The organism is Exiguobacterium sp. SH1S21, from assembly GCF_004337175.1.
In the GTDB taxonomy this organism is placed as follows: domain Bacteria; phylum Bacillota; class Bacilli; order Exiguobacteriales; family Exiguobacteriaceae; genus Exiguobacterium; species Exiguobacterium aurantiacum_A.
In genome coordinates this window covers 55,534-68,425 of sequence record NZ_SJUY01000004.1, presented here as the reverse complement: position 1 = coordinate 68,425, position 12,892 = coordinate 55,534, and the positions used below count along the sequence as shown (strand labels likewise).

Below are 12,892 nucleotides of genomic sequence, written 5' to 3'. Positions count from 1 at the left end.
AATCGGTTTCCTCTTACAGTTCAGACAGCGAATGAAATGGATTGGTTTGTTGATTACGTTTATTCCAACGGTTTATCATCTGTTTCTTGTACTGCGAGCGATGGAACTTTTTTAGTTTTCTCTTCTTCTATTCATGCTTCATAAAGTACGTGTAGTCATCACGAAAGGACTTCTGCATATGCGGAAGTCCTTTTGGTCTAGAAGTTCAGTTCAATACATAGAAATGGCTTAGTTCAATGCTTGTAGTGCGAATGAAATGCCGTTTAATGCGTTGATCAGCTCATTAATGTGCCATGCGATATAACCAGTGCTAATCGCTATAATCGCGAGCATTGATAACTTGAGCACTTGAATTTTATCGCTCATTCATATCACCCTTACATTTTTAGTTTAAACTTCAATCACTATAAACAAGCATACCATTTTTCCATTATTATGTAATTATTCATTAGGAAAGAATTCACTGTTAAGACACTTACTCATCTCCATCCCGCAAGAATATCTCGAAACATTGAAATTCAAACACTCTAATTTCGATCATCGAGTGGTTCAACTAAAATCCCAACTCAGCTTCTGTATGGGGTTCGTCCCCGCGAACGCTTTTCAACATATGTTCTTCACTTGCGATAAACATGCCGCTCTCAAACTGAATGACATGTTTGACCCGCTCCGCCAACTCACATGTACTTTCACTTGTGATTCATATAAAAACAGCTTAGTTGTTGCTCTTCACTCGAACTTCCCCAAACACACACGCTGTAATGTTTTCTACATAGTAAGGGAACTAGTTTCGAGAAATCGAACTGTATATGATTATTGATTCCTTCCTCTAACAATTTGTCCATTAGTTGTTCAGACGACTCGTCTTCTGATTTGTTTATCAAGACAATGCCATAGTGGTTGGAATAGCCACTTGCGAGCTTTATGGCAGGTAACAAAAAATCGGCATTGAATTCTGAGATTCCGACATAGAAAGCCTCTCCATTCTTCCACACTAACTTTTCAATTCTTGAGGTAAAGCCACTGCAATCCATCTCATTCTCGAGAGCTTTCCATAGCTTGTAATAATGAAAGATTTTTTCAGTTTGTCTATACTCATTCTGTTTCAAGGCAATCAAGTAGAGTTTGTATCGCATATGACTTAGCTCGTTCGTCAAATGATTTTTAAACAATTCCTCACATTTGATTTTGAACTGCTCGATTTCTTCTGGGAAAAGTAACATTTCCCCCACAATACAAAAAGCGCTTATTTGTCTAAGGTCGTCTTCTAAATGAGAATCTAACTCTCTGCCCTTCCAACCAAATGCTGAGTAAACGTCTTTGATTTCTTCAAAGTAAACGTTCATGTTTTCTCCGTTTCTTCTATGTGATTGACACGACTCTCATCTAGGTTACGATGCGTCCACTACCTTGGCGAAAATCATTCTTATCATTACTGTGACAACCTTTTTTTCATCTCTTGATCAGCTTGCTGCCTAATCATTCGCCCCAAGGAGTCATGTGAACAAAAAGACTGCAGACCATGTGTCGTCTATAGTTCAAGATTAGCTTATTGCCTTTTCAACCACTCGACCACCCATTCTACGTGCTCGAGCATCGCTTCGTCAGAGAGCCGATCGATTGTGTCGTCCTTGGTGAAGACGTCCTGGTCTGCCGTGATTGAATCGTTCAACGAGACGACGTCGATACCGGCTTGTCGATATTCGTCTAAAATTGACACCCCTAAACTTCTCACCTCGACATCTTCAAATGATACATCATCCATAAACGGGTACGACGTCATGCCGTGCGTTTTGAGGAATCGATCCGTGTCACCTGTCCCGATTAAGTCGAGCAACATGACGGTTCTCGGCGTCATGCCACGTCCCTCTAACAATCCGAGGTAATGCGTGCTCGCCTCATATCCTTCACCATACCCATTTAAAAACACGTAGCGAATCGTCGCATCCGTCTTCATGCCATCCATCGCTTGAATGACATGAAACAGAATCGAGGCACCACCGAGGCCAATCAACGCGTGGTCACCATACCCGCTGCTATCGAGCCGTGCCATCACGATGACTTCTTCATCGGTCGTCCCCGCCTGAACGAATTCAGTGTAAACCATCTCCGTCTCGAACGGCTCAATCGTCACGGTTTGACCATCGGTGATTGCTTCGGCGGCATCGGCTCCAATGCCGGTCCCAGCGAGACGAATCGCGGCCGACACATAAACGAATCCGAACTCGTCTGGTGCATCTTTATGTGGGGTGATCAAGTAGCCAGCCGCTCCCGCCTCTTTCAATTTCGACAAGTAGCGATTCGCCGCCTCATCATTGAGGACCTCACCGTAATGGTCAATCTCGTAAGCGTCTTCTCGCATCTCAAATGACGCGTCGGTCATCGGCAAGACGACGATTTTACCTGTCACGTCAGGAATTGGTGCGTCCCACTCGGCGTGGATGATTTCGCCTTGAATCGGTTCTTGAATCATCATCGACGAGTAACCTTCGAACGCCTCATCTTCTATCGTGACATCCGTCCAAAACGTTTGGATCGGTGCGTCGTGCATAACACGCTCCATGTTCAAATCAAGGTCGACACCGAGCGACTCAAACAGCTCCGTGTTCTCCCAACTATCGATTTGTCGGTCGTACGTGGCAAAATATCCGGCCGTCTCGTACGGTGTCTCTTGCGAGAACGGGAACACATATAAAAACGTGACATATAGGGCATAAACCAAACTGAATAAGATGTTCATGTTGCGTGTCTCCAATACATATAAATAAATTCGCCAAGAAATTGTAAAGAATGGATAACTTGGCATTTATTATTATAGATGCGTTCTCAAAATAATTGAATTTAAATTTCTAAGTTTTTCAATATATTTTAAGATTTCATCGACCTACCGTTCTCTAATTCATCTAATTCATTATGAGGAAAAAATAACGCATTGATACATCGTAATAATTACGCTATGATGTAATTCGTAATCATTACAATTTGAAAGAAGGATGTCATCTCTATGAAATATGTAGTTCCGCTCATATGTACTATCGCTCTATTTTTTTTAACGGCTTGCAACGATTCCAATCAAGACGATCGGCATTTACATTTCGTCTATAACTTCTCAACTCAGTCGCTAGACCCCCACCGCGATTCAAGTTACGTTCCGCTCCGGGCCGGTGTGACAGAGACGCTTTTTAAATTGAACGATGAGACGTTATCGGTCGACCCCTGGCTCGCACAATCGTTCGAACAAGTGAACGAAACGACGTGGCGCATCTACATACGAGAAGACGTGACGTTCCATAACGGGAAACCGCTCGACACGCAGGCCGTCAAACGGTCACTCGACCGTTCCATCGAAGAAAACACAGGGTTACGCAGCGCGTTACGCATCGAATCGATTACAGCGGAAGCATCGAGCCTCCTAATCGAGACGACCGTCCCTTATCCAGAACTTGTCAATGAACTCGTCCATCCGAACACATCCATCATTGACGTCACTGCAGATGATACCATCGATCAAATACCTGTCGGGACCGGCCCTTATCAAGTGACGTCGTTCCAACCCGGCTCGAACATCCAACTTGAACGGCATGATGCATACTGGGACGGTCAACCGAAACTCGATACGGTCACGTTCACGTTCAACGAAGACCCGGGGTCGCGCACGATGGCGCTCCGGTCTGGCGAAGCAGACATCGTCTATCGTCCAGAAATCGAGATGATCGACACGTTGGAGCAGGACGGGTTCGTCGTCGACAAGGCGGAGACGTTCCGTGTCCATCAGTTGACGATGAACCTTGAACGTGAACATATGCAGTCACTCGCGATGCGCCGCCTGATTGACTCGCTCATCAATCGCGAACAAATCGTGGACGGCATTTTGAATGGCTATGCCACACCTGCTGTCGGTCCATTCTTACCGTCGTTCCCGTTCGCCCCGTCCTACCCTTCTGACGAGGGACAAGATGTCCTGGACCTGGTCAAACAAGACGGTTACGAGCAAGTCAACGGCGTGTTGATGAAAGACGGTGAGCCGGTTCGGCTCAATCTGTTGACGTATAGCTCACGACCTGACTTACCACTCATCGCACAGTTGATTCAATCGGATGCGAAGCAAGTCGGGATAGAAATCGATATTCAAATGATTGACACACCGGAAGAATATATGGCCGCCGAACGAGACTGGGACCTTGCGACGTATAGCAATTTGACCGCACCACGTGGGGACGGCGGCTACTACTTGAACGCCACGTTCCATCCGAACGGCGCGTTGAATTTCAGTGGCGTAGAAGATGCGACATTGACGCAGAAAATCGACCGCTTGAATCAGACGGTCGACCGTGCTGAACGCGACCGAATGACCGAAGAAATTGCGCAATATGTCGATGAACGTGTCATCAACTCATTTTTAGTCCACCCTTCGACGAATGTTGCTTTGAAAGACAACGTGCATGGGTGGGTCACTGAAAAGAGCGAATACTATATGATCACAAAAGATTTGGATGTGTTGTGATATGACGCGATTCGTGGCACGTAAATTGCTTGAGTGGGGACTAGCTTTTCTAGTCTTCACTTTTTTCAGTTTTTTGCTTCTCCGACTCGTCCCGGGAGATCCCGTCCTATACTTATTGAAGGTCGACGAACTGCAAGTCGATGTCGCCGAGATTGACCGCCTCCGCGAGGAGCTTGGCTTCACGGATCCGGTATGGGTCCAATACGTGAATTGGCTCTCTGAAATCGTTCGATTAAACTTAGGCGATTCACTCATCACCGGTCAGCCTGTGACACAATTGTTTAAAAACAACTATGCCGCGACGTTCGAACTCGCGGCCGGAGGTCTCCTCGTGGCGATTGTGCTCGCCGTCCCGCTCGGTACCATCAGCGCTTTCCGACCAATGTCTGTCTTTTCCAAGCTAGCAACCGGATTGTCGATTGTCGGGTCATCGGTCCCTAGTTTTTTAATCGGCTTGTTTTTGATGTATGTATTCGCCGTGTCACTCCAATGGTTCCCTGTAATGGGACGAAACGGCTGGGACAGCCTCGTCTTACCGTCTTTGACCTTAGGCATTGCCGTTGGCGGCGTCTATATCCGGCTCATCCGCTCGACATTACTCGACGTGATGGCGGCTGATTACGTCGTGATAGCAAAAGTTCGGGGAATCCGTTCAAAAAAATTACTGACGCGCTATATCGCCCGGGCCGCCTTGCCCCCTGTCATCTCGATGTTCGGCGTGAGCGTGGCGAGCCTCATGGGAGGAGTCGTCGTGCTCGAAGTGTTATTCGCTTATCCCGGGGTCGGCAAACTGATGGTGGATTCTGTTTCACGCCGCGATTTCCCCGTCTTGCAAGGGTATCTCGTCTTTACGACTTGTTTAGTCGTCAGTATCAATCTCGTGACCAACGTGATGTTACGTTTACTGCAGCCTCACCTCTATCGAAAGGATGTGTCCCGATGAAACAGCGCCGATTCATCATAAGCGGTTTGGCAATCTTCGTCGTGATGTATGCATTGACATCGATGGTCGACCCGTTCGCGACGAACGTGACGAATCGACTTGCCTCACCATCGCTGCATCATCTGCTCGGCACCGATCACCTAGGGCGAGACGTCTTGTCACGACTCCTTCTTGCAGGCGGGATCACGGTCGGTTTAAGTACCGTCATCATTCTCATCACAGCGACGGTCGGCATCATTCTTGGGACGATCAGCGGGTTCGTCTATCGCAAATTGGAGCGAATCGTCACAAAAGTGACAGATGCGACCATCATCTTTCCCGATACGGTGCTCGCCATCGTCCTCGCTGGAGTCCTAGGTCCGAGCATTCAAAGCCTTGTGCTCGCCATCAGTTTGATTAAGTGGACGTCCTATACACGACTCGTACACACGCTCGTCCTGCAAGAGAGCACGAAGGGACACGTCCTCGCTGCGCGCGTGAACGGTCTTTCGAAACCGAAAATCGCACTCCGGCACGTCCTTCCTGCCGTCTGTCCGCACATTCTTGTCGTCATGAGTCTTGACCTTGGAAAAGTCATCCTCTTGATTTCCGCCTTCTCCTTCATTGGACTAGGTGTTCAATTACCGTTACCAGAATGGGGGGGGATGATCAGTGAAGGACGACATTACCTTGCAACGAATCCGGCGCTCGTTTTTTGGCCGGCGTTCTGTATCGTGTTAACCATTATCGGGTCGACGAGACTCTCGACAAAACTGACACGTCATTTTCAAGTTTAAGCGTTAGGAGGCAACGTAATGTTAGTCATTGATCAACTTTCTATCAAGCATGACGAACGTCCACTTTTACAAGACGTCTCATTCGCCATCGAACGAAATGAGTGGGTCTGTCTCGTCGGCGCGAGCGGAAGCGGCAAATCACTTCTCGTCAAATCGATTTTGCAGATGCTTCCCAACACGCTTCAGACGACAGGTACAATTTATTGGAACGACCAAGAGATTGGGGATGCCAGTAAAACGTGTTCCATTTATGGGTGCGAGATTGGATACATCCCACAACATTACACGACGTCGTTCGCACCATTTTTGACGATGGATGAGCATATTCGGGACTTGTTCGAAAGTCATGACGAGGCATACGACAAAGACCGTATCCGCTCCGCCATGGCCGAGATTCATTTATCGGAAGAACTCCTCAATCGCTATCCGCTCGAACTGAGCGGTGGTCAACTTCAGCGGTTTTGCTTATTACTTGCGAGCATTCTTCAACCAACACTCATCATCGCGGACGAGATCACGAATGCGCTCGACGTGCTGACGGCTCGGCAAGTGACCGAATGGTTGAAGTCGATGATCGGTCAAACATCGAGCATGCTGTGGGTCACTCACGATTTAGCCGAAGCGATGACCTATGCCGATCACATCCTCGTCATGAAAAATGGGCGCATCGTTGACGCAGGAAATCGTGAGCACCTGATCGCCTCGGAGAACCCGTATACCAAGTCTTTGCTTCAAGCGGCACCGATTTTAAAACGAGAGGAACGACTCGAACATGTTATTACACGTTGAAAAAGTCTCGAAAAACTATGGTAGCCACTCTGTATTATGTGACGTCACGTTCACGGTTCAGGCTGGCGAATCGGTCGGCTTGATTGGGACGAGCGGTAGCGGAAAGAGCACCTTGTCTCGCTGTATACTCGGACTTGAGCTGGTTGACGCAGGACAGATTCAGCTATGTGATCTGTCTTGGCAGACCGCTTCATGTCGGGAAGTCACACAGATGAGGCAACGCATTCAAGCTGTGTTTCAAGACAGCGCCGAATCGTTCAACCCGAGATGGACGCTCGCAGATTCCATCTTGGAGCCGCTTCGTCATTTTCGTTTGATTGAACCGTACGATGAACGGGCCAAGTTAGAACACTTGTTTGACATCGTTCAACTTCCGCACACATGCATGGCCTCGTATCCTCGTGAATTGAGCGGAGGGCAAAAACAACGTGCCGCCATCGCCAGGTCTCTTAGCCTGAATCCTCAACTCATTCTTCTCGATGAGGCAACGACAGCACTGGACACCATCACGCAACATCACATCGTCGACATGCTAAAGTCCTATCATCGCGACCAGTCGATGGCATTTTTAATCATCTCCCACGATTTATCGGTCGTATCGAAACTGTGTGACCGTATCCTTGTCTTGTCCGAAGGGACGATCGTGGACTCTTTCAACGGCAATGAATTGTTTGATGACTCGCGCCATCCGTACACGATTGCATTGCGCGACGCCTTCGTCGAGAAGGGTCGGTTCTTGCATGGTGTCGACTAAATCATTTTGGCTCATCGCTTACCCGCTCGTGCTCGCCGGTTTCTCAACGCCGCTGCTTGGTGTCGTCGATACGATTGTAATCGCGAACACGGACGAATTGACCGCGATTGGTGCAGTCGCCGTCGGTGCGGTCGTCTTTAACACCCTTTATTGGCTGTTCGGCTTTCTAAAGATTAGTACGAGCGGATTCACAGCGCAAGCACTCGGGAAACAAGATGCAACACGCGTTCAAATGAGTTTGTTCCGGCCGCTCGTCATCGCGTTTGTTGTTGGAACAAGTTTTCTCTTGTTCCTGATCCCGATTCGCGAAACCGCCATTCATCTACTTGTAACGGATGCATCCATGGCCGACTCCGTTCGGACTTATATTACGACGCGACTTTACGCCGCTCCATTCGCGCTTGGTACGTACGTCCTACTCGGCTGGCTGATTGGGCATGGGAGCGTGCGCACCGCCTTAGTCATCCAAGTCGGTGGCAACCTGATGAACATCATCTTAGACGTTTGGTTTATCCACGTGTTTTACGATCCGGTTGCCGGGATTGCTTTTGCGACGAGTTTGTCAGAAGTGATGACGTTTGGATTGGGTTGGCTGTTCGTACAAAGCCGTATCACGTTTTCCGCACAGATAAGCCGCGATTTGATGAACACGGGCGCTTATATTACTTATTTGACCGTCAACCGTGACTTGTTCATCCGTACCGTCTTCTTACTTCTCATGACGGGCTCGTTCACTGCACTTGGAGCCAAACAAGGCGTCGAGGCATTGAGTGCGAATGCCATCTTGTTTCAATTGCAGTATGTGATCGCTTATTGGTTCAGCGGCATCGGTCAAGCTTCCACCGTATTGATTGGGCGCGCAATCGGGCAAAAATCGAATGAAACCTATCGACTCACGGTTCAGATCGGCTCTCGGTTTATTTTGTGGTCAACGGTTATTATCACCGTACTACTGTCAGTGGCACAGGATGGAATCATTCACCTCTTCACGGAAGATATAGCGCTCCGCTCGACGATTGAGACGTATTATATGTGGATTATTTTGTATCCGTTCATCGGTGGTTTGGCCATGTTGTATGAAGGTGTCTTTGCCGGCATCGGAGACGCTCGGCCCGTCCGTAACTCACTCATCTATGCGTTTATCGTGTTTACGATTGTGGCCTTCTTGCTCGTCCCCTCCATCGGGAATCATGGGGTTTGGTTAGCTTTTCTTTGCTTCAGTCTCACACGGTCGCTCTCGTTGGCGATGAATGAACGCAGGAGACGAAATTGTCTGTTTTCGCCATCTCACCTTTCATAAAAATGGTATAGTGAAAAGATATTACAAAGTCGAAAGATAGAAATACGAAAACCTAAAGACGGTTGGTGCAATCTATGAATAATGTTTACAATCCGAATCAACAAATAAAGAAAAAGCGCTACCTGTGCGCTTTCCTCCTCCTCGCCTTGCTCAATACAGTACAACATGCATACGACATTGGTTTTGACGCATCCTCTCCGTACCGACTCGTCGGCGGTCTAGTTTTTTATGCATTCTTGCTTTATTTTGGGCTGAGAAATAAAGCGTGGGCTGAGATCGCGATCAAGTTTGTCGTCTGGTTCAACGTCATCGCTTTATCCGTCATCCTCCTGTTCATGGGACTTTCCTTAATTGCATGACAAAAGGCGACCACTCGTTGGAGTGATCGCCTTTTTTTGATTAGACGCCTTCGTACGCTGCGTACATGATTTCTTTCAATTCTTCGACGAGCGGCATTTTCGGGTTCGCCGTCGTACATTGGTCTTCGAACGCGTCGACCGCCATTTTGTCGATTTTCGCATCGAGGTCCGCTTTCTTGATGCCTTGTGCTTTGAACGAGAGTTTGATGTTCAAGCGCTGTCCGAGCTCGATGATCGCTTGGACGAGTGACTCGACGCCTTCTTCAGTCGTCTTCGCCGGGAGTCCGAGGAAGCGTGCGATTTCAGCGTAGCGCTCGTCAGCGATGAATGACTCATATTTCGGGAACGCCGCAAGTTTCGATGGGCGTGTCGCGTTGTAGCGGATGACGTGCGGCATGAGGATCGCGTTCGTCCGACCGTGCGGCACGTGGAACTCGCCACCGATTTTGTGCGCGATCGAGTGGTTGATCCCGAGGAACGCGTTCGCGAATGCCATACCGGCCATTGTTGAGGCGTTGTGCACTTTTTGACGAGCTTCAGCGTCGCTTCCGTTTTCGTAAGCTTTCGGGAGGTAGTCGAAGATCATCTTCATCGAACGGAGGGCCAGTCCGTCTGTATAGTCGTTCGCCATGACCGATACGTACGCTTCGATCGCGTGTGTCAAGACGTCCATTCCTGTGTCAGCCGTGATTGAAGCCGGTACCGTCATAACGAACTCAGGGTCGATGATGGCGACGTCTGGTGTGATCGCGTAGTCGGCGATCGGGTATTTGACGTTCCGTTTTTTATCAGTGATGACCGTGAACGGTGTCACTTCTGAACCTGTACCTGACGTCGTCGGGATCGCGACGAACATCGACTTGTTGCCGAGCGTCGGGAACTTGTACGTCCGTTTGCGAATATCCATGAACTTCTGGCGAAGGTTTGAGAACTTCTCTTCTGGACGTTCGTAGAAGAGCCACATCCCTTTCGCAGCATCCATCGGTGATCCACCACCGAGCGCGATGATCATATCCGGTTGGAATTGGCGCATCGCTTCAGCACCTGCCATGACCGTCTCGACCGATGGATCTGGTTCGACTTGGTCGAAGATGCGGTAGTCAACACCAGCCGGTAAGTTTTTGATGACTTTGTCAGCAAATCCGAGTTTGACCATCATTTCGTCTGTGACGATCATTGCTCGTTTTTTTGACGTGAGCGACTGCAAGTATTGAACCGAGTTTTTCTCGAAGTAAATTTTTTCAGGGACTTTAAACCATTGCATATTCACGCGACGTCTCGCCACCTTTTTCACGTTGAGTAGATGTTTCGCCGTCACGTTCTCAGAGACGGAGTTTTTACCGTACGACCCACAACCGAGTGTGAGTGATGGTGTCATTTCGTTGTAAAGGTCACCGATACCGCCGTGTGCCGTTGGCGAGTTGACGATGATGCGGCAAGCTTTCATGCGAAGTCCGAACGCGAGGATCGCGTCGTCGTCTGTCGAGTGGATTGCGGCCGTATGGCCGAGACCACCGATTTCAAGCATTTTCTCAGCGATCGCGAAGCCTTCTTCTCGTGATTGAACTTTATAAGCGCCGAGCACCGGGCTGAGCTTCTCGTGTGAGAGCAGTTCTGTTGCGCCGACTGTCTCGAGTTCAGCGATCAAGATTTTCGTGTCGGCCGGGACGCTGAGTCCAGCTTTCTCGGCAATCCATGCTGCCGGTTTCCCGACGATCTCAGGGTTGACCGCACATGTGTCTGTCTTGATGACGAGTGTTTCGAGTTTAGCTTTTTCTTCAGGTGAGCAGAAGTAGCAGCCAAGCGCTGTCATTTCACGCTTCACGTCTTCATATACTTCTTGGTCGACGATGATCGCTTGTTCTGACGCACAAATCATGCCGTTATCAAACGTTTTCGATAAGATGACGTCCGAGATGGCGCGTTTTACTTTCGCTGTCTTGTCGATATAAGCCGGGACGTTACCAGGTCCGACGCCGAGCGCTGGTTTACCTGTCGAGTAAGCCGACTTCACCATTGCCGCGCCGCCTGTTGCGAGTACCATGGCCACGCCTGGGTGGTTCATGAGTGCTTTCGTCGCGTCGAGTGACGGTTTTTCGACCCATTGGATCAAATGTTCCGGTGCACCTGCTGCGATTGCTGCGTCACGAAGGACACGGGCCGCTGCACTTGAACATTGTTGTGCTGACGGGTGGAAGCCGAAAATGATCGGGTTACGTGTTTTGATGGCGATGATCGCTTTGAACATCGTCGTTGATGTCGGGTTCGTGACCGGTGTGACCCCGGCGACGACACCGACCGGCTCGGCGATGTATGTGATGCCGTTTTGCTCATCGTCTTCGATGACGCCAACTGTTTTCTCACCGCGAAGTGAGTTGAAAATATATTCTGTCGCAAAGATGTTTTTGATCATCTTGTCTTCAAACACACCGCGACCTGTTTCTTCAAATGCATGTTTAGCGAGTGCGACGTGTTGCTCGAGTCCGGCTAACGCCATCGCTTGGACGATCGTGTCGATTTTCTCTTGGTCAAACGTCATCAACGTGTCGAGTGCCGTGTGCGCTTGCTTGACGAGCGTGTCGACCATCTGTTCTGCTGATGTTTCCACTACTGCTTTCTCTTTAACTGCCATGTTGGTTTCCTCCTCATGAATGAGAGCTGATCTTCTGACTTGATGGAGAGCACGGGATAATCGGTTTGCCTGATAAGAGTTTGTGCTTTCCTTCACATTCATAGAATACACCGTTTCATTCAATTTGTGCGTGACAACAATGTGAACTCTTTCACAATATTTTTTTGCTGTTTGAGGATAGGTCTTGATTTTTACAGATCAGCTCAGTAAAATCGTATGCGTTTTCATGAAAACAAGGACAGATCTATATGTAAACGCTTACATTGTTTGTGTCATTAGTTTGGCGGAATCGGTGTGTAAATGCTCACAGTCCGATGATTGCTCGTCCACCCCGCCTGTGGTCGTGTATAATGAAGAAAGAACCTGACTAGGAAGTGACTATGACTATGCCAAGACAAGATGCAGCCGATCAGTTTGTGAAACTGATCCCGTTAATCAGAAGAAAACTGCTCCGCCGCTCCGACCTCCCGCAAATCCCGAACTTGAACTTCTCTCACTTTCATCTACTGATGTTGATCGAGGATGAAGGCGCGGTCACGAACGGACAAATTAGTGAGACGTTATCGATTGCCCCGCCGAACGTGACGCCGCTCATCACGAAGCTCGTCGACGAAGGGTATATTACACGTGTCCCTGACGAGCGCGACCGCCGTGTCATCTGGAACCAATTGACCGACCAAGGAGAGCGCGTGCTCCTCGAGCGGCGCGACTCGTTTCGGCGCCTGTTCGAGGATCGGTTAGCGTTCCTCGATGAGGATGAGACCGACCGCTTGATCGACAGTTTAAAGACGCTGACCGAGATCGTTGAGAAGATGGACAAGAGCGAGGGATGATT

11 protein-coding genes are annotated in these 12,892 nt (G+C 48.9%); 8 read left to right on the top strand and 3 right to left on the bottom strand.

Annotated features, from left to right (window positions below; all coding sequences use genetic code 11):
• Positions 1 to 689 precede the first annotated feature (689 nt).
• Both EVJ24_RS07165 and EVJ24_RS07160 read right to left on the bottom strand, forming a co-directional pair.
• On the bottom strand, positions 690 to 1,346 hold the full coding sequence (locus tag EVJ24_RS07165) for a hypothetical protein (RefSeq protein WP_071397427.1): 657 nt from the start codon (positions 1,344 to 1,346) through the stop codon (positions 690 to 692).
• Positions 1,347 to 1,549: 203 nt separating this feature from the next.
• Positions 1,550 to 2,740: a hypothetical protein gene (locus EVJ24_RS07160; RefSeq protein WP_131440564.1), complete on the bottom strand. Its 1,191-nt coding sequence runs from the start codon at positions 2,738 to 2,740 to the stop codon at positions 1,550 to 1,552.
• Positions 2,741 to 3,004: 264 nt separating this feature from the next.
• On the opposite strand from EVJ24_RS07160, the gene nikA reads away from it, so the two are divergent.
• The 7 genes from nikA (at position 3,005) to EVJ24_RS07125 (ending at position 9,425) form a co-directional block, all read left to right on the top strand.
• Entirely contained in the window at positions 3,005 to 4,504 is a 1,500-nt protein-coding gene (gene nikA, locus EVJ24_RS07155) for a nickel ABC transporter substrate-binding protein (protein WP_131440562.1), read from the top strand.
• A 1-nt stretch (position 4,505) separates the two neighbouring features.
• On the top strand, positions 4,506 to 5,447 hold the full coding sequence (locus EVJ24_RS07150) for an ABC transporter permease (protein WP_071397424.1): 942 nt from the start codon (positions 4,506 to 4,508) through the stop codon (positions 5,445 to 5,447).
• Positions 5,444 to 6,223, top strand: coding sequence for an ABC transporter permease (locus tag EVJ24_RS07145; protein ID WP_070327333.1), 780 nt, complete (start codon positions 5,444 to 5,446; stop codon positions 6,221 to 6,223). Before EVJ24_RS07150 ends, EVJ24_RS07145 begins: the two co-directional genes overlap by 4 nt.
• Positions 6,224 to 6,241: 18 nt before the next feature.
• On the top strand, positions 6,242 to 7,012 hold the full coding sequence (locus EVJ24_RS07140) for an ABC transporter ATP-binding protein (RefSeq protein WP_131440560.1): 771 nt from the start codon (positions 6,242 to 6,244) through the stop codon (positions 7,010 to 7,012).
• Complete coding sequence (locus tag EVJ24_RS07135) at positions 6,996 to 7,766, top strand: ABC transporter ATP-binding protein (protein ID WP_070327335.1); 771 nt, start codon at positions 6,996 to 6,998, stop codon at positions 7,764 to 7,766. Before EVJ24_RS07140 ends, EVJ24_RS07135 begins: the two co-directional genes overlap by 17 nt.
• A complete protein-coding gene (locus EVJ24_RS07130) occupies positions 7,756 to 9,066 on the top strand; it encodes an MATE family efflux transporter (protein ID WP_161568737.1) in 1,311 nt (436 codons plus the stop codon). Before EVJ24_RS07135 ends, EVJ24_RS07130 begins: the two co-directional genes overlap by 11 nt.
• A gap of 146 nt (positions 9,067 to 9,212) precedes the next feature.
• Positions 9,213 to 9,425, top strand: coding sequence for a hypothetical protein (locus EVJ24_RS07125; RefSeq protein WP_131440556.1), 213 nt, complete (start codon positions 9,213 to 9,215; stop codon positions 9,423 to 9,425).
• A gap of 40 nt (positions 9,426 to 9,465) precedes the next feature.
• On the opposite strand, the gene adhE is transcribed toward EVJ24_RS07125, so the two are convergent.
• A complete protein-coding gene (gene adhE / locus EVJ24_RS07120) occupies positions 9,466 to 12,057 on the bottom strand; it encodes a bifunctional acetaldehyde-CoA/alcohol dehydrogenase (protein ID WP_070327336.1) in 2,592 nt (863 codons plus the stop codon).
• Between the two features lie 386 nt (positions 12,058 to 12,443).
• Between adhE and EVJ24_RS07115 the strand changes: the two genes are divergently transcribed.
• Positions 12,444 to 12,890: a MarR family winged helix-turn-helix transcriptional regulator gene (locus tag EVJ24_RS07115; RefSeq protein ID WP_070327337.1), complete on the top strand. Its 447-nt coding sequence runs from the start codon at positions 12,444 to 12,446 to the stop codon at positions 12,888 to 12,890.
• Positions 12,891 to 12,892: the final 2 nt, after the last annotated feature.

Coding starts and splice junctions, on each gene's coding strand:
- EVJ24_RS07165 (WP_071397427.1), bottom strand. CDS start 1,346: ATGAACGTTTACTTTGAAGAAATCAAAGACGTTTACTCAGCATTTGGT.
- EVJ24_RS07160 (WP_131440564.1), bottom strand. CDS start 2,740: ATGAACATCTTATTCAGTTTGGTTTATGCCCTATATGTCACGTTTTTA.
- nikA (WP_131440562.1), top strand. CDS start 3,005: ATGAAATATGTAGTTCCGCTCATATGTACTATCGCTCTATTTTTTTTA.
- EVJ24_RS07150 (WP_071397424.1), top strand. CDS start 4,506: ATGACGCGATTCGTGGCACGTAAATTGCTTGAGTGGGGACTAGCTTTT.
- EVJ24_RS07145 (WP_070327333.1), top strand. CDS start 5,444: ATGAAACAGCGCCGATTCATCATAAGCGGTTTGGCAATCTTCGTCGTG.
- EVJ24_RS07140 (WP_131440560.1), top strand. CDS start 6,242: ATGTTAGTCATTGATCAACTTTCTATCAAGCATGACGAACGTCCACTT.
- EVJ24_RS07135 (WP_070327335.1), top strand. CDS start 6,996: ATGTTATTACACGTTGAAAAAGTCTCGAAAAACTATGGTAGCCACTCT.
- adhE (WP_070327336.1), bottom strand. CDS start 12,057: ATGGCAGTTAAAGAGAAAGCAGTAGTGGAAACATCAGCAGAACAGATG.
- EVJ24_RS07115 (WP_070327337.1), top strand. CDS start 12,444: ATGCCAAGACAAGATGCAGCCGATCAGTTTGTGAAACTGATCCCGTTA.